Here is a 15,996-nt window from a genome sequence, read left to right as displayed (position 1 = left end):
ATCGCCTCCAGCCTATCCATCCAGCGCCTAGCCTGTCGGGATGACTCCCACATCACCACGCACCGTGTTCATCACCGGTGCGGCCGCGGGAATCGGCCGCGCGACGGCCCTGAAGTTCGCCGACGCCGGTTACGTCGTCGGCGCCTGCGACATCGACGAGGACGGTCTCGAGGTGCTGCGGGCGGAGATCGTGGCCCGTGGCGGACGGGTGCAGGTCGGCGTCCTCGACGTCACCGCCCCCGACGACTGGAACACCCGCCTGGCGGAGTTCACGTCCGCGTGCGGCCGCCTCGACGTCCTGGTCAACAATGCCGGGGTGCTGTCGTCGGGGCACTTCGAGGACATCCCGGCCGGGGCGCATCGCCGGATGCTCGACATCAACGTCGGCGGCACGATCAACGGGCTGCTCGCCGCGTTCCCGTACCTGAAGGAGACGCCGGGCGCGCAGGTCGTCAATCTCGCGTCCGCGTCCGCCATCTACGGCCAGCCCGAACTGGCCACGTACTCGGCCACCAAGTTCGCGGTGCGCGGTCTCACGGAGGCGCTGGAACTCGAGTGGCGGTCCCACGACATCCGCGTCGTCGATGTGTGGCCGCTGTTCGTGCGGACCGGGATGGTGCGGGGGATGTCCACGGGGAGTACCCGTTCGCTCGGGATCCGGCTCACCGCCGACGATGTCGCGGACACGATCGTGGCGGTGACGCAGGGCCGGTCCCGTCGGCTGCCGAAGGTGCACCATCCAGTAGGTCGGCAGGCGCGGGTGCTGGCCGTGGCCGGCCGGTTCACGCCCGCGTGGATGGCACGCTGGTCGAACATGCTGCTCAGTCGCGCCTGAAAATCGTGTCGAGGGTGGGCGACTAGAGTTCGATGTCGGTCGATCGGTCGGGAATTGGTCAGGAGTCGCTGCTGTGCGTCGGGTAACGCTGCTGGGTGTGGGCGCCTGTGCCGCTGCGGCACTGACCCTGACCGGATGCGGCGGATCGCCGGACGCTCCCGCGGACGCCGCGCCGACGAGCACCGTCGCGGCGCCGACCACGACGACACCCCCGTCGGCGCCGACCACCACGACCGTCCCGGTCACCACGACGACCACGACCACCATCGCACCGGTCACCACGACGCTCACCGACGTGCAGTTCCAGCGCAACGAGTCGTACTTCTTCACCTCGCCCGACGGCACCTTCAACTGCGGCATCGTGCGGTTGCCGAGCCGCACCGAGGCGGGCTGTGAGGGGCCGACGAGCCCGATCCCGCCCCGGCCCGACGACTGCGTCGTCAGCTGGGGCAACGGGATCCGCGTGGAGAACGCGGGCCGGGGCGCGTTCATGTGCTCGGGTGGCCGGGTCTACACGTCCGGGACCGGCACCGATCCGGTGTTGGCGCCCGGCGTCGAACTCACCCAGTTGGGTTACACGTGCGCGACCACGGCGACCTCGGTGACCTGCGCCAATGACGAGACCGGCCACGGATTCACCGTCGCCCCCGATTCGAACGAGACGTTTTGAGCACTGACGACACGAACCCGTCCACCGTGACCGACGATGCCGAGGCTCCCGGCCCCACCGAATGGGGGGAGCATCCGTACGGCGTCGGCCCGTGGCTCGAGGAACACGGCGCCCCGCTGCCCGACGATCCGCGATACGACCCGCAGTTGCTGGCCGAAGGGGACCGCCGCAACGTCGTCGACGCCTACCGCTACTGGACGCGGGAGGCCATCGTCGCCGACATCGACGGCCGCCGGCACCCGCTGCACGTCGCGATCGAGAACTTCGGGCACGACGCCAACATCGGCACCGTCGTGCGGACCGCGAACGCGTTCGCCGCGGCCGCCGTGCACATCGTCGGGCGTCGCCGCTGGAACCGGCGCGGCGCCATGGTCACCGACCGCTACCAGCATCTGGTGCACCACGCCGACCTCGACGAACTCGCCGGGTTCGCACGGGAACACGGGCTGGCGGTCGTCGCGGTGGACAACACCCCGGGCTCGGTCCCGATCGAGACGGTGGAGTTGCCGCGAAACTGCCTGCTGCTGTTCGGGCAGGAGGGGCCCGGCGTCACCGAGCAGGGGCACGCGGTGGCGTCGATGACGGTGTCGATCGCGCAGTTCGGCTCCACCCGCAGCATCAACGCCGGCGTCGCCGCGGGGATCGCGATGCACACGTGGATCCGTCAGCACGCGAATCTCGGCCGCGCCTGGTAGCGGAAGTGCCCGTGCCGAGGCAAGATCGGTAAACATGCAGCGCGAATGGTCCGCTCGTGCGGACGCGGCCGAGAACGCGGTGATCACTCGGCACATTCGTCGAGTCTGGGGGATACCGGGTACTGCACTGGCAGTCGTCGCGTGGCCCGCAGACCGGCGGGAACGGGTGTTCGTGCACTGGCACTACTGGTGGCAGGCGCACCTCATCAACTGCACCGTCGACGCCGCCGAACGCAATCCCACCGCGCGCCGTCGACGTCGGCTGACGAGACTCATTCGCGGTCATCGGATCCGGAACATCTCCGGTTGGACCAACAGTTACTACGACGACATGGCGTGGCTCGGGCTCGCCCTCGAGCGTGCCCAGCGGATGCAACTGGTCGACAACCGCAAGGCCCTCGCGACGCTCGAAGCGCAGCTGTTCGACGCCTGGTCGCCCGACGACGGCGGCGGCATCCCGTGGCGCAAGCACTCGGACTTCTTCAACACCCCCGCGAACGGCCCGGCCGGATTGATGCTCGCCCGCAGCGGGCGGTTGTGGCGCGCGCAGGCGATGGCCGACTGGATCGACGACACGCTCCGCGATCCCGAGACGGGCCTGATCTTCGACGGAATCCGCAGCGGCGGCGAAATCGAGCGCAACATCTACTCGTACTGCCAGGGCACGGTGCTCAGCCTCGAGACCGAGCTCGCGGTCCGGATGGGCGCGCCCCGACACCGGCTGCGGGTTCACCGGTTGGTCGATGCGATCGACGAGCGACTCGCCAAGGGCGGTGTCATCCGCGGTGGCGGCGGTGGGGACGGCGGACTGTTCAACGGGCTGCTCGCCCGCTACCTGGCGCTCGTGGCACTGATGCTGCCGGGGAACGCCCCGGAGGATGCGCGGGCGCGGCGGATCGCGGCGCAACTCGTGCTCGGTTCGGCCGAGGCCGCGTGGGAGAACCGGCTGCAGGTGGAGGAACTGCCACTGTTCGGCAAGGACTGGAGCCGGCCCGCGGTGCTGCCCGGGCTGGGGGCGGGACCGCCGACCGTTTCCGGTGGATCGGTGGATTCGTCCGAGATCGCGGAACGGGACCTGTCCGTGCAGCTCAGCGGCTGGCTGCTGATGGAGTCGGCGTACCTGGTGTCGGCGGCGGGATTTCCGAAACGTCGGTGACGGTCGATCAGGTGTCGACTTCGTCGACGGGCGATCAGTTGTCGACTTCGTCGACGACGACGTCCTCGGCGCGCCTGGCCATCTCGCGACGATATCCCCACACGCCCAGGACGGTCCCGATCACCAGCAGGGACACCATGGTGCCGAGCACCGCCGGCAGCAGCCACGGCACCCGTTCGAGCACCGAACCGAAGTAGAAGCCGACGAGCAGCAGCACCGGCGCCCAGATGACCGCACCGATGCTGCTGGCGATGGTGTAGCGGCGGTGGTCCATGCTCGCCGCCCCGGCGACCATCGGGCACAGCGTGCGGACCCAGGGGATCCACCGTGCCACCAGCACCGCCCAGAACCCGTGCCGGTCGAGCAGGACGTTGACCTTGTGCAGGTTCTTCGCGTTGACGTACTTGCCGTTGCGCCGGGCGACGAGATGATGGCCGCTGCGTCTGCCGATCATGTAGCCCACCTGGTTGCCGGCGATCGCGGCACCCATCGCGCCGACCGACAGCGCCCACGTGTGCTGCGCGCCGGACCCGTGTGTGGCCAGCACGATGCCGGCGGTCACCAGCATCGAGTCACCCGGCAGGAACAGTCCTATGAGGAGCGCACATTCGAGGAAGACGAAGGTGAGTACGACGATCCACACCAGTGCGGGACCGGCGGACTCGAGCGGCCCGAACGATCCGGCCGCGTTGATCATCGTCAAACGGTCGGGTCGTGGGGGGTGCTGACCGGCTCGGGCTCGGCGGGCGCAGTGGCGGAGCCGGCCTTACGCGAGGCGAGGAACCGCTTGCCGACCTCGATGACGATCGGGAGGACGGACACGAGGACGATGCCGATGAAGATGTAGTCGATGTTGTCGGCGATGAACTGGATCTGCCCGAGCCAGAAACCGAGCAGCGTCACGCCGGCGCCCCACACGATGCCGCCGATGATGTTGTACGTGATGAAGGTGGAGTACTTCATCTTCGAAGCGCCCGCGACCAGGGGCGCATAGGTACGCACGATCGGTACGAAACGAGCCAGGAAGATGGTGGCGGGGCCGTGCTTCTCGAAGAACGCGTGGGCCTCGTCGATGTAGCTCTTCTTGAAGATCTTCGCGTCGTTGGACTTGAAGAGGGCCGAGCCGCCCTTCGCGCCGATGAGGTAGCCCACCTGGTCACCGAGCACCGCCGCGATCGGGATGGTCACCATCAGCACCCACAGCGGCGCGAACGGTTCCACGTCCGCCGACTTGGAGGCCGCGATCAGACCCGCGGTGAACAGGAGTGAATCGCCCGGCAGCAGCGGGAACAGCAGACCGGACTCGATGAAGACGACCAGCAGCAGGCCGATCAGCATCCAAGTGCCGAACGAGTTCAGCAGGTTGACGGGATCGAGAAATCCCGGCAACAGCGCAAGATTGGTCGTGGTCGTCAAGACGGAATCGGTCACGACGGTCAAGACTACCTACTCGTCGACCGACACGTATCCGCGGATTTCTCTGTCGGGCACTTTCCCGCCGTGCGTGGGTCAGGCGGATGCGGTGACCGACGTGCGTGCCTCGGCGGCATACGCCTTGCGCTGGACCAGCGCGACTACGCCGACCACCGCCGCGCCGAGCACGAACAGGACGAGGGCGAGCGGCCAGCCGTCACCGACACCGAGCAGTTCCCCGGTGTCCGTCTGCCACGGCCACAGGGCGCGCATCGAGCCCAGCAGCAGGCCGGCCGCGGCCACCATGGCAGTGGTGTGGTGGTGTTCGAGCAGCCACTCGAGCACCCGCACGAACGTCACCAGACCGAGCAGGGCACCGAGCGCGAACACCGCCAGGTACGGCAGATCCCGGCCGTCGACGGCGGCCATCGTCGGCGCGTAGAGGCCGACCACCAGAAGGAAGAACGAACCCGAGACGCCCGGCAGCACGAGGGCACACACCGCGACCGCGGCCGCGCAGAAGACGAGGAGAAGCGGCGGATCGGTGAACTCCCTGCGCGGCAGCGAGGTCAGCGCGAAGACGGCCGCAGCCATCAACGTGAACACGACGATCGCCCGGCCCTTGGCACCCGCGGAACGCAGAGCGCCGCGTTCGATCTCGATGAACGGAATGAGCACCGACATCGCGATCATGCCCATGAACAGTGCCTTGGAGTTGACCGGTTGGTCACTGACGAACGACTCCATCAGGCCGGCGATCGAGAAGACGATGAGCGCCATACCGACGGCCACCGGAAGAAGCAGCCACCAATCGACGCGCCGGGCGCTGGCCCGCCAGTCCGATCTCGTGACCACCGCGCGCGGTACGTCGGTGAGGTGTTTGGCGGAGGTGATCAGGCGGCTGTAGATCCCCGTGACCAGTGCGACCGTTCCGCCGGAGACGCCGGGGATGGTCTCGGCCGCCCCGATCAGGCCGCCGCGGACCGCGTTGCCGAGGATCTCGGACGCCGTCGGTCGGGGAGTTCTGGAATCTGTCTCGGTTGTCGCCGCCGGGCGGGCCTCCGTCGTCACGCTCGCCATGCTAACCAAAATCGGACACAGGGCACGGCGCCCGCAGTCTGCGGGGCCGTCGGACCAGGTCCTTCGGGTGTGAAGGCGCAAGGGCGCGAGCGGTGTGTACCTGCAATACTGCATGGACACCACATGGCGCGCCCTTCCCGGCCGCGCCCCCGAATCCGTCACATGGAGGACAGCCGCCGTGCCTATCGCAACTCCCGAGGTCTACGCCGAGATGCTCGGACGGGCCAAGGAGCACTCCTTCGCCTTCCCCGCCATCAACTGCACGTCTTCCGAGACGATCAACGCGGCCATCAAGGGCTTCGCGGACGCCGGCAGTGACGGCATCATCCAGTTCTCGACCGGTGGCGCGGAGTTCGGTTCGGGCCTGGGCGTCAAGGACATGGTGACCGGTGCGGTCGCGCTCGCCGAGTTCGCGCACGTCATCGCCGCCAAGTACGACGTGACGATCGCGCTGCACACCGACCACTGCCCCAAGGACAAGCTGGACACCTTCGTCCGCCCGCTGCTCGCGATCTCGCAGGAGCGTGTGAACAACGGCCAGAACCCGCTGTTCCAGTCGCACATGTGGGACGGCTCCGCGGTGCCGATCGACGAGAACCTCGTCATCGCGCAGGAGCTGCTGGCTCTCTCGCGTGCGGCGAAGATCATCCTCGAGGTGGAGATCGGCGTCGTCGGCGGCGAGGAGGACGGCGTCGAGGCCGAGATCAACGACAAGCTGTACACCAGCGCCGAGGACTTCGAGAAGACGGTCGACGCGCTGGGCGCGGGCAACGACCACGCGTACCTGCTGGCTGCGACGTTCGGCAACGTGCACGGCGTCTACAAGCCGGGCAACGTCAAGCTCCAGCCGTCGGTCCTGGCCGAGGGCCAGCGCATCGCCGAGCGGAAGCTGGGCCTGGCGGAGGGTTCGAACCCGTTCGACTTCGTCTTCCACGGTGGCTCCGGCTCGTCCGTCGAGGACATCGAGGAGTCGCTGCGGTACGGCGTCATCAAGATGAACGTCGACACCGACACCCAGTACGCGTTCTCGCGTCCCATCGCCGGCCACTTCTTCACCAACTACGACGGTGTCCTGAAGGTCGACGGCGAGGTCGGCAACAAGAAGGTCTACGACCCGCGCAGCTACCTCAAGAAGGCCGAGGCCGGCATGACCGCTCGTGTCATCGAGGCCTGCAACGACCTCAAGTCCGCGGGACGGTCCGTCTCCGTCGGCTAGTCGACAGCCTCACCCCTTCGCGTTTTGCGCACTTACCGCTGGTTTCCCGTCTCGGGAACCGCGGTAAGTGCGCAAAACGCGTTTCAGGGGTAGTCGGGTCTAGGCAGGTCTAGTCGGGGTCGCAGACCTTCCAGCTGCCGTCGATGCGCTCGAGGTCGAACGTGCGCGGGGACGCGTCCGACGGGTTGGCCTGCGTGTGCGCGGTGACCTGGGCGATGGCGACGTCGCCGGTGATCTGGACCGTGTCGATGCCGGTGACGACGGGGACGTTGCCCTGCGCGACGGCGTCGCGGTGCACGTCGGCGAACTCGCCGGGCGGGATGTCGCGGTAGAAGTCGGCGAGCGTGCCGCACGTCGCGGACTGCAGGGTCGCCAGGTCGCCGGATCCGAGGGCGTCGACGAACGTGTCGACGGCGTCGCGGACCTGGGACTCGTCGGGTCCGTGCGCGCCGCCCCGGGCGATGACGAAGCCGGTGACTCCCAGCGCCGCGAGCACGCCGACGACGGCGACGGTGGACGCGATGATCCAGCCGCGTCGGCCGCCGCTGCGCCGCCCACCGGACGGCGCGGACGGTGCGGCCGCAGCGATGCGCTGCGGACCGGAACCGGCGGGTGTTGCAGGAGACGGGTTGTCGTTCGGGTCGGGCACGGGACGCCTCTCGGTCCGGGAGCGGGATCGACTGGTGGGCAGCCTATCGGCCCCAGTGCGACGCCGGGCACGGTGCACGTAACCTGGACGTCATGACGTCTTTCGGTGATCTTCTCGGCCCGCAGCCCACTCTGCTTCCCGGTGACGAGGACGCGGAGTCGGATCTGCTCAACCACCAGGACCCGGCGAAGGTCGCGGCGGAGCATCCCACCGCGTCGATCGCGTGGGCGTACCTGGCGGAGGCGGCGCTCGAGCAGGGGCAGACCATCACCGCGTACGCGTATGCGCGCACCGGCTACCACCGCGGCCTCGACCAGTTGCGCCGCAACGGTTGGAAGGGCTTCGGTCCGGTCCCGTTCAGTCACGAACCGAACCGCGGCTTCCTGCGCTGTGTCGCGGTGCTGGCGAAGGCCGCCCGGGAGATCGGTGAGAACGACGAGTACGCGCGGTGCCTCGACCTGCTCGAGGACTGCGATCCGCGGGCTGCAGAAGCCCTTGGCCTCGGCTAGCCGCTTCGTTCCACGCCCGGCGGCGGGTCGGGAGCGCGCGCAGGCGTCGGTCCGTCGTCTGCGCGCGTCCGCGCTCCCGGTGCTGCAGTGCGCACTGGCGGCGGGTCTCGCATGGTGGTTCGCGACCGAGATCGTCGGGCATCCCCGGCCGTTCTTCGCGCCGATCGCGGCGGTGGTCTCGCTGGGTCTGTCTCTCGGTGCACGTCTGCGTCGGTCGGTGGAGCTGGTCTGCGGCGTGACGGTCGGCATCGGTGTCGGCGACCTGCTGATCTCGTTGATCGGCACGGGACCGTGGCAGATCACGCTCGTCGTGGCGCTGGCGATGTCGACCGCGGTGCTGATCGGTAGCGGCCCCATCTTCTCGATGCAGGCCGGCACGTCCGCCGTGCTGGTCGCGACGCTGCTGCCGCCGGGTGATGCCGCCGGCTTCGAGCGGATGGTCGACGCCCTCGTCGGTGGTCTGGTCGGGATCGCCGTTGTCGCGGTCGTGCCGACCCACCCGGTGCGCCGTGCCCGGCGCGACGCCGCCGGGATCCTCGCGACCGCGGCCGAGGTGCTCCAGCTCGTCGCCGACGGTCTCATCGAGAACGACCCGAAGCCGATCGAGAAGGCGTTGCGGAAGGCGCGTGAGACGCAGTCGGCGATCGATTCGCTGCGCAGCAATCTGTCCGGCGGCAAGGAGATCAGCCGCATCTCCCCGTTGTACTGGGGTAGTCGTGCCCGGCTGGCACGGCTCACCGCGACGGCCGACCCGATCGACAACGCGATGCGCAACATCCGTGTGCTGTCGCGTCGTTCGCTCTCGCTCGTGCGTGACGACGAGATTCTCGACCCGCGTCTCGTCGACGAGATCGAGAAGCTGTCCCACGCCCTCGACGTGTTGCGCCGGATGATTCTCGCCGAACCAGGGGAGCAGCCCGATCAGGCGGAGGCGGCACGGGTACTGCGAACCGTCGCGTCGGGGATGAAGCCCGAACTCGTCGAGGGGGCGGGCATCTCGGCGACCGTGGTGTTCGCACAGATCCGCTCGCTCATCGTGGATCTGCTGCGGGTCGCGGGGCTCGAACGGATCTCGGCGATCGCGACCCTGCCGCCGACGGTTCCCAACCCCGCCTACAAGCCCGACATCTGACCTCTTCTCATATATGCGAATGTATGCATATGATGGGCCGAGCCGACGAGGAGGTCGATCATGGGAGCCGGTCACGGGCACAGCCACGGCAACACCGCAGCAGGGAGCAACGTAGGTCCGACGCCGACACGCATCCGGAAGATGGTGATCGCGCTCGCGATCCTGATCGGCTTCCTGGTTCTCGAGACGGTCGTCGCCCTCGCGATCGGATCCCTCGCGCTGCTCGCGGACGCCGGCCACATGCTTACCGACGTCGTCGGCATGTCCATGGGACTCGTGGCGTTGCTGCTCGCGAAGCAGGGTTCCAAGGCCGCGGCCCGCACGTTCGGCTGGCACCGCGCCGAGGTGCTCACAGCGATGGCCAACGCCGTCCTGCTGCTGGGCGTGGCCGCCTTCGTGATGTACGAGGCCATCGGCCGCATCGGCCACGCCCCCGAGATCCCCGGCGTCCCGCTGATGGTCACGGCCGCCGCGGGTCTCGCCGCCAACATCGTCGTCATGCTGATGCTGCGCGGCGACGCCAAGGATTCCCTCGCCGTCCGCGGCGCGTACCTCGAGGTGCTCGCCGACGCCGTCGGCAGTGTCGGCGTCCTGATCGCCGGCGCCGCGGTGGTGCTGTTCGACTGGACCTACGCCGACATCGTCGTCGGCGTCCTGATCTCGCTGTGGGTCGTCCCGCGTGCCCTCAAGTTGGCGGGGTCGGCGCTGCGGATCCTCACGCAGGCCTCGCCCGCCAACATCGACGTCGATGCCGTCCGCGCCGATCTGCGTGCGGTGCCCGGGGTCTCGGACGTCCACGACCTGCACGTGTGGACGCTCACCACCGGCATGGACGTCGCGACCGTGCACCTGACCACCGATTCCGATTCGCAGCGGGTGCTGGCGGCGGCCAAGACCGTGCTGGACGCGCACGGTCTCAGCCACGCCACCGTGCAGGTCGAGTCGGGGGCGGAGGGCTCCCGGTGCCAGGAGGACCTCACGTGGTGAGGTGCGCTCAGCGGTAGCCGTCGGTGTTCGCCGGCAGACCGGGGTCCTGCACCTCGACGAGGTACCGCCAGCAGTCGGGCCGGGAGCCGTCGACGTCGGTGAAGCCGTACCGCTGCGCCAGCTGCCCGCTCGAGACCACCTGGCCGCTGAACTCGCCGACGTCCGGATCCGCGGCCAGTGCGGCCACGGCCCGGCCGACGTACGTCGGGGACTCCGAGATCGCGAAGTGCGGCACCTGCTCGAGGGCGTCGCGCCAGTTGTCCTCGGTGACGCCGAAGATCTCGAGCATCGTTTCCGACCGCAGCCACCCCGGGGTCACCGCGACGGCCGCGCATCCGTGCGGGGCCATCTCGTACGCCTGCGCGGTGGTCATCCGCTGCACGGACGCCTTGACGAGGTCGTAGTAGAAGCCCACCTGGTGCCGGTACGCGACGTTGTACTCGGCGGTGCCGTCGGTCATCTCGACGACGAGCCCGCCGGGCCGGCGGATCAGCAGCGGCAGCGCGAAGTGGCTGGTGATCACGTGGGTGTCGATTCCCATCCGGAGCATGCGCAGGCCGCCGTCGAGGTCGTGCTCCCACAGCGTGGTGCCGAACTGGGCGTAGCGATCGCCGCCGAAGATGTCGTTGACCAGGATGTCGAGGCGGCCGTGTTCGGAGTCGATGCGTTCGACGAGGGCGCGCACCTGGTCGGGGTCGAGGTGGTCGACCCGCAGCGCGGTGCCGTCGCCGCCCGCGGCGACCATGAGTTCGCCGGTCTCCTCGATCGTTTCCGGCCGGTCGATCTCCGATCGTCCGGCCACTCGACTGCTGCGACCGGTCGCGTAGACGGTGGCCCCGGCGCGGGCCAACTCGACGGCGATGGCCCGGCCGGCACCGCGCGTCGCCCCGGCGACCAGGGCGACCTTCCCGGTCAGGTCCGGCGCGCTCATCGGCTGATCCGGGTGACGTCGGCGCCGGGTCGCCACAGGTCCACGTGCAGGCGGTCCTCCGACACCGTCGTCAGCACCACCTCGTCGACACCGAGTTCGAAGATGTGCGCCTCGTCGCCGGGGTTCTCCGGGTAGGAGTCGAGGATCGACTGCTTCTCGGCGCCGGTGAGTTCGCGGGTGCGGCCGGAGATCTTGGCGTCGCCGCCCTCCATCGTGTGGTGACCGGGGTTCGAGTGCAGCGAATACCGCGGATCCCGTTGCAGGTCCCGGGCCTTCCGGGCGCCGGGCATCGATCCGAGGACGAGCAGTCCGCGAAAGATCTCGACCTCGGTGCCGCTCACGCGCGGTGAGCCGTCGGCGCGCAGCGTCGCCAGGACATGGTGCTTGTGCGCGGTCAGTCGCGCGCGGACGGCGTCGGCCAGCGCCGGGGCCTGCTCGGAGAACTCCTGCCAGGTTGTCATGCAGTAAGTGTGCGCGCCGATCACTGACATCTTGTGTCAGCGATTATTCGTAGACTTTCGGTGTGCGCTCCTCCCGACTGCTCGACCTGATGCTGCGCCTGCAGGGCGGTCCCGGTGCCACGGCCGCGCGGTTGGCCGGGCAACTCGACGTGTCGGTCCGGACCGTGTACCGCGACATCGCGGCGCTGCAGGCCGCCGGGGTTCCGGTGTGGACCGAGAGCGGGCCCGGCGGTGGGGTCCGCCTGCTCGACGGCTGGCAGTCCAAGCTCACCGGTATGACGGGCGCGGAGACGTCGGCGCTCATGCTCCTCGGTGTCCCGGACGTCGCGCAGGATCTCGGGCTCGCCGATGTCGCGGCCCGTGCCGAGTCGAAACTGCTGGGGGCGCTGCCGCTTCCGCTGCGGGCCGGCGCCCTGTTGTGGCGTGAGCGGCTGCACGTGGACGCGCCGGGCTGGTTCGAGTCGACGCCGTCGGGGGAGTACCTGCCGGCGGTGGCGTCCGCGGTCTTCGAGGGCAGACGGCTGCGCATCCGGTACCGGCGTCGGGACGGTGCGGCCACTCGCACCCTCGACCCGCTCGGCCTGGTCGCGAAGGCGGGTGTCTGGTATCTCGTGGCGCGGCATCGGGATCGGACGTTGTCGTACCGGGTGTCGCGGATCGACGGCGCGCAGGTGCTGGACGCGGCGGCGGCGCGCCCGGACGACTTCGACCTGGCCGCGTGGTGGGCGGCGTCGATGGCGGAGTTCGACCGGGCGTTGCTGCGGTACTCGTGCCGGGTGCGGCTGTCGCCGTACGCGTGGCGGCGGCTGCCGGACGTCGTGGGGGCCGAGGCGGCGCGGGTCGAGCCGTCCGAGGCGGACGAGCAGGGCTGGGTGACGGTCGATCTGATGCTCGAGGCCGAGGAGGTGGCGCTCGATCAGCTCACCGGGCTCGGTGCCGGTGTCGAGGTGCTCGGACCGGTATCGCTGCGCGCCGGGCTGCGGGCGGTCGCCGAGGAGGTGGCCCGCCGCCATCGGTGATTCGCCGGCCGGCGGTTCACAGCATGCGGCGGCGTCGGTCGAGGGCGCGGGCGCGGCGCACCGACACCCGCGACCACACGGCCTGCTGGATCGCCAGGGTGGCCCACCCGGCCAGCGCCATCCCGGACAGGTTCAGCAGCAGCTGCTGGGTGCTGCCCCAGATCTCGTTCCCGGCACCGAAGGCCAGCGCGAGGCCGATGTTGCCGGCCGCGGGAACCGTTGTCACGGAGATGAACACGCCCGACAGGCCGCCGAGCTTCGCCGAGGTGAGCGACAGGACCCCCGCGGCCGCCGCGATCACGGCGACGATGAACGACCACTTGTCGGGCGAGTAGATGAACGCGGTGTCGGGGCGGGGCCCGGTGACGTCGTCGATCGTCACCCAGCCGAGCAGTCGCCCGCCGAGGGACGCCAGTGCGGTCACCACGATCGCGACCGCGAAGCCGATCAGGAGGGTCCGTACGGCGGTCGCGAACAGGACGGCGCGGCGTTTGACCAGGGCGACACCGAGCGCGGCGATCGCGCCGAACTCGGGGCCGAGGACCATCGCGCCGATGACGAGGATCTGCGAGTCGGTGATGATCGCGATTCCCGCCAGCAGTGTCGCCATCGTCATGAAGCTCAGGTAGGTCCAGTTCAGTTCGACGTCCTCGTAGGACCGCTGCGCGACCTCCGCCCACACCACGCTGTCGGCGCTGCTGCCCGGGCTGGCGAGTTCGGCGTCGAGTCCGCTCCGGGACAGCCAGGTGGTGACCGGTTCGATCTCGATGCTGCCGCGGTGGTGCAGGCCGGTGGCGCGGAGCTTCGCGATCACGTCGTTCGCGACCTCGCGGGCGATGTCGGCGTACACGAGGTCGCCGACCGGGCGGACCGCCGCGTCGCGGAGGACCGCGAGCCCACTGACGGCCGGTTCGTCCTCGAGGATGCGGACGGTCTCGTCCGTGAGATCGCTGGGCGTGAGGATCCGCAGATGGAGCATGCGCACAGTGTGCCGGGCGGGGTGCGGGCTCGGTGGGATGCCGCGGCGGCCGGGCGGGCATGAATTCGCTTTCCGTCCGGGTGCGGCGTCGATAGCATTCCCGGCCATGGCGCTCCCGCATCCGCACGTGTACTACGGCGACCGACTCGTTCCCGCCTCCGAGGCCACTCTGGGTGTGGCCACGTCCGCTGTCCTGTACGGCCTGAGCGTCTACACGGTGTTCCCCGTGCACGTCGACGGTGGCGCCCGCTCGGCGTTCCGGCTGGCCGACCACTACCGGCGGCTCGTCGAATCCTGCAAGATCATCGGCATCGACCGGTTCGCCGACGAGTGGAGTTTCGACCGTTTCGTCTCGGCCGCAACCGCACTCGTCGACGCCAACGCGCCCGCCTCGGACGTCTTCGTGCGCGCCACGGTGCACGTCGACGAGTCGATCCCCGGCACCCGGGTGCGCGGGTGCCGGACCGTCGTGTCGATGTTCGTGTACGACGCGGTGCCGATCGTCCCGCAGGACGGCATGCGGTTGAAGACCAGCACGTGGCGGCGGATCCCGGACTTCGCGATCCCCTCGCGGGCCAAGGTCAACGGTGCGTACGTGAACTCGGTGCTCGCCAAGCAGGACGCGATCGACGCCGGCTACGACGACGCGATCTTCCTCGACGGCGCGGGACACGTGTGCGAGCTCAGCGCCGCGAACATCTTCCTGGTGCGTGGCGGGACCCTGATCACTCCCGACGTCTCGTGCGACATCCTCGACGGCATCAACCGGCGCACCCTGCTCACGCTCGCCGCGGAGGACGGCATTCCTGTTGTGGAACGCACCGTCGACCTCACCGAGCTGTACATCGCGGACGAGGTGTTCGCGACCGGCACGTCGGCGGGGGTGGCGCCGGTGACCGAGGTGGACGGCCGCACCGTCGGCGACGGCGCGACGGGCCCGATCTGCGAGGCGCTGCGGAAGCGGCACACCGCGGCGCTGCGCTCGGACGGGCTGCACGGCTGGGTCACCGACCTCGGCTGACGACCGACGTCGGGCAGATCGGGTAGTGAACTACCTACGTGCCCGAGCCCCCGCGTACCTAGCGTTGTCGGCATGACCAGCGCACAGGTGACGAACATGTCGGTGGATCGGGCGGCAGACCGCCGACCGGACGTCGACATCGAGCAACTCCGGGGCGAGATCGACCGTCTGGATGCACAGATCCTCGCGGCGATCCAGCGGCGCACCGAGATCTCCCGTCTGATCGGTGAGGTGCGAATGCTCGGCGGCGGTACTCGTTTGGTGCACACCCGAGAAATGAGTGTGCTGTCGCGGTTCGACGATCTGGGGCCGGAGGGGCACACGCTCGCGTTGTTGCTGCTGCGGCTCGGACGGGGGCGTCTGGGTCATGCCATGTGACCGGCCGACCTCGGTCAGGAACCGACCGGGGTCGGCGCGGTCACGTGCGACGACGTGCGCGGGTCAGCCGCGCCAGAACTGCATGAGGTAGCTGCCGAAGGCGGCGTAGAGGTCGGGGATGCCGGACAGTTCGAACAGCCAGTAGATCGTGTCGAAGAACGCGGAGTTGATCTGCGGCACGAACAGCAACGCGATCAGCAGCAGCAGTCCGTAGGGTTTGATCTTGTCGAGCGATGCGCGCGTGCTCGGGCGCAGGTGCGGTTCGAGGGCGCCGTAGCCGTCGAGTCCGGGCACCGGCAGCAGGTTCAGCACGGTGGCCATGACCTGCAGGAAGGCCAGGAAGCTCAGCCCGCTCCAGAACGTCAGGTTGTTGCCGTCCGTCCCGAACAGGCGGATCACCGTCAGCAGCACGACCGCCGCCACCGCGTTCACCGCGGGCCCGGCGAGCGAGATCCGTGACTGCACCCGCGGTGGCATCGTCCCGGTTCTCAGGTAGACGGCGCCGCCGGGCAGTCCGATGCCGCCGATCGCGAGGAACAGCACCGGCAGGCCGATCGACAGCAGCGGTTGGGTGTACTTGCGCGGATCGAGGGTCAGGTATCCGCGCATGACGACGTCGTGGTCGCCGTGCCGCCACGCGACGAACGCGTGCGCGAACTCGTGCAGGCACAGCGTGACGACCCAGCCCGCGACGACCAGCAGGAACACGCCGATCCGGCCCGAGGTCGCGGAGTCGGTGGATCGCCAGGCGAGGACGCCGCCCAGCACGGCCACCGCCACGATGCCGAGGAACACGGGGCTCGGCCGGACTGCGGCGGACCGGGTACGGGCGTCGGGATGCATGCCCCCAGTATCCAGGCGTGGG

At 69.4% G+C, this 15,996-nt stretch carries 19 protein-coding genes; 11 read left to right on the top strand and 8 right to left on the bottom strand.

Annotation, left to right across the window (positions count from 1 at the left end; translation table 11 throughout):
* The first annotated feature begins 40 nt into the window (after window positions 1–40).
* The 4 genes from IJ15_RS0109900 to IJ15_RS0109885 all read left to right on the top strand — a co-directional run bounded on the left by IJ15_RS0109900 (window position 41) and on the right by IJ15_RS0109885 (window position 3,356).
* Window positions 41–835, top strand: a complete 795-nt coding sequence (locus tag IJ15_RS0109900) for an SDR family oxidoreductase (protein ID WP_031938181.1) — start codon at window positions 41–43, stop codon at window positions 833–835.
* A 73-nt stretch (window positions 836–908) separates the two neighbouring features.
* Window positions 909–1,505 carry a DUF6636 domain-containing protein gene (locus tag IJ15_RS0109895; RefSeq protein ID WP_081880672.1) on the top strand — a complete coding sequence of 199 codons (597 nt, stop codon included), beginning with the start codon at window positions 909–911 and terminating at the stop codon, window positions 1,503–1,505.
* Window positions 1,502–2,200, top strand: a complete 699-nt coding sequence (locus IJ15_RS0109890; protein ID WP_051918712.1) for a TrmH family RNA methyltransferase — start codon at window positions 1,502–1,504, stop codon at window positions 2,198–2,200. Before IJ15_RS0109895 ends, IJ15_RS0109890 begins: the two co-directional genes overlap by 4 nt.
* A gap of 34 nt (window positions 2,201–2,234) precedes the next feature.
* Window positions 2,235–3,356 carry a glycoside hydrolase family 76 protein gene (locus IJ15_RS0109885; protein ID WP_031938178.1) on the top strand — a complete coding sequence of 374 codons (1,122 nt, stop codon included), beginning with the start codon at window positions 2,235–2,237 and terminating at the stop codon, window positions 3,354–3,356.
* Between the two features lie 34 nt (window positions 3,357–3,390).
* Here IJ15_RS0109885 and IJ15_RS0109880 read toward each other — a convergent pair whose 3' ends face one another.
* The 3 genes from IJ15_RS0109880 to IJ15_RS0109870 form a co-directional block, all read right to left on the bottom strand.
* Complete coding sequence (locus IJ15_RS0109880) at window positions 3,391–4,053, bottom strand: DedA family protein (protein WP_031938177.1); 663 nt, start codon at window positions 4,051–4,053, stop codon at window positions 3,391–3,393.
* A gap of 2 nt (window positions 4,054–4,055) precedes the next feature.
* The gene (locus IJ15_RS0109875; protein ID WP_051918711.1) at window positions 4,056–4,796 is read right to left on the bottom strand and encodes a VTT domain-containing protein; all 741 of its coding nucleotides are present in this window, start codon (window positions 4,794–4,796) and stop codon (window positions 4,056–4,058) included.
* A 69-nt stretch (window positions 4,797–4,865) separates the two neighbouring features.
* The gene (locus IJ15_RS0109870; protein ID WP_031938175.1) at window positions 4,866–5,849 is read right to left on the bottom strand and encodes a DUF368 domain-containing protein; all 984 of its coding nucleotides are present in this window, start codon (window positions 5,847–5,849) and stop codon (window positions 4,866–4,868) included.
* A gap of 178 nt (window positions 5,850–6,027) precedes the next feature.
* Between IJ15_RS0109870 and fbaA the strand changes: the two genes are divergently transcribed.
* Window positions 6,028–7,065, top strand: coding sequence for a class II fructose-bisphosphate aldolase (gene fbaA, locus IJ15_RS0109865; RefSeq protein ID WP_031938174.1), 1,038 nt, complete (start codon window positions 6,028–6,030; stop codon window positions 7,063–7,065).
* A 109-nt stretch (window positions 7,066–7,174) separates the two neighbouring features.
* Here fbaA and IJ15_RS0109860 read toward each other — a convergent pair whose 3' ends face one another.
* Window positions 7,175–7,714, bottom strand: coding sequence for an Rv0361 family membrane protein (locus IJ15_RS0109860; RefSeq protein ID WP_031938173.1), 540 nt, complete (start codon window positions 7,712–7,714; stop codon window positions 7,175–7,177).
* Between the two features lie 92 nt (window positions 7,715–7,806).
* Here IJ15_RS0109860 and IJ15_RS0109855 point away from each other — a divergent pair, with 92 nt between their 5' ends.
* The 3 genes from IJ15_RS0109855 to IJ15_RS0109845 are packed head-to-tail and all read left to right on the top strand — an operon-like array spanning window position 7,807 to window position 10,342.
* On the top strand, window positions 7,807–8,223 hold the full coding sequence (locus IJ15_RS0109855; protein ID WP_031938172.1) for a DUF3151 domain-containing protein: 417 nt from the start codon (window positions 7,807–7,809) through the stop codon (window positions 8,221–8,223).
* A complete protein-coding gene (locus IJ15_RS0109850; protein ID WP_031938171.1) occupies window positions 8,210–9,355 on the top strand; it encodes an FUSC family protein in 1,146 nt (381 codons plus the stop codon). The genes IJ15_RS0109855 and IJ15_RS0109850 overlap by 14 nt, the downstream gene beginning before the upstream one ends.
* A gap of 60 nt (window positions 9,356–9,415) precedes the next feature.
* Window positions 9,416–10,342 (top strand): cation diffusion facilitator family transporter, encoded by a 927-nt coding sequence (locus tag IJ15_RS0109845; protein ID WP_031938170.1) that lies wholly within the window; start codon window positions 9,416–9,418, stop codon window positions 10,340–10,342.
* 7 nt (window positions 10,343–10,349) lie between these two features.
* Here IJ15_RS0109845 and IJ15_RS0109840 read toward each other — a convergent pair whose 3' ends face one another.
* The gene (locus IJ15_RS0109840) at window positions 10,350–11,273 is read right to left on the bottom strand and encodes an SDR family oxidoreductase (RefSeq protein ID WP_031938169.1); all 924 of its coding nucleotides are present in this window, start codon (window positions 11,271–11,273) and stop codon (window positions 10,350–10,352) included.
* Window positions 11,270–11,734, bottom strand: a complete 465-nt coding sequence (locus IJ15_RS0109835) for a pyridoxamine 5'-phosphate oxidase family protein (RefSeq protein ID WP_031938168.1) — start codon at window positions 11,732–11,734, stop codon at window positions 11,270–11,272. The genes IJ15_RS0109840 and IJ15_RS0109835 overlap by 4 nt, the downstream gene beginning before the upstream one ends.
* A 62-nt stretch (window positions 11,735–11,796) precedes the next feature.
* On the opposite strand from IJ15_RS0109835, the gene IJ15_RS0109830 reads away from it, so the two are divergent.
* Complete coding sequence (locus IJ15_RS0109830; protein ID WP_031938167.1) at window positions 11,797–12,753, top strand: helix-turn-helix transcriptional regulator; 957 nt, start codon at window positions 11,797–11,799, stop codon at window positions 12,751–12,753.
* A 16-nt stretch (window positions 12,754–12,769) separates the two neighbouring features.
* Here IJ15_RS0109830 and IJ15_RS0109825 read toward each other — a convergent pair whose 3' ends face one another.
* On the bottom strand, window positions 12,770–13,732 hold the full coding sequence (locus IJ15_RS0109825) for a DUF389 domain-containing protein (RefSeq protein WP_031938166.1): 963 nt from the start codon (window positions 13,730–13,732) through the stop codon (window positions 12,770–12,772).
* A gap of 106 nt (window positions 13,733–13,838) precedes the next feature.
* Here IJ15_RS0109825 and IJ15_RS0109820 point away from each other — a divergent pair, with 106 nt between their 5' ends.
* Both IJ15_RS0109820 and IJ15_RS0109815 read left to right on the top strand, forming a co-directional pair.
* The gene (locus IJ15_RS0109820; protein ID WP_031938165.1) at window positions 13,839–14,753 is read left to right on the top strand and encodes an aminotransferase class IV; all 915 of its coding nucleotides are present in this window, start codon (window positions 13,839–13,841) and stop codon (window positions 14,751–14,753) included.
* A gap of 72 nt (window positions 14,754–14,825) precedes the next feature.
* Window positions 14,826–15,131: a chorismate mutase gene (locus tag IJ15_RS0109815; protein WP_051918709.1), complete on the top strand. Its 306-nt coding sequence runs from the start codon at window positions 14,826–14,828 to the stop codon at window positions 15,129–15,131.
* 63 nt (window positions 15,132–15,194) lie between these two features.
* On the opposite strand, the gene IJ15_RS0109810 is transcribed toward IJ15_RS0109815, so the two are convergent.
* Window positions 15,195–15,974: a site-2 protease family protein gene (locus tag IJ15_RS0109810; protein ID WP_031938163.1), complete on the bottom strand. Its 780-nt coding sequence runs from the start codon at window positions 15,972–15,974 to the stop codon at window positions 15,195–15,197.
* Window positions 15,975–15,996 lie beyond the last annotated feature (22 nt).

This window comes from Prescottella defluvii (assembly GCF_000738775.1).
Lineage (GTDB): Bacteria > Actinomycetota > Actinomycetes > Mycobacteriales > Mycobacteriaceae > Prescottella > Prescottella defluvii.
This window is presented reverse-complemented; position numbering and strand designations above follow the sequence as displayed.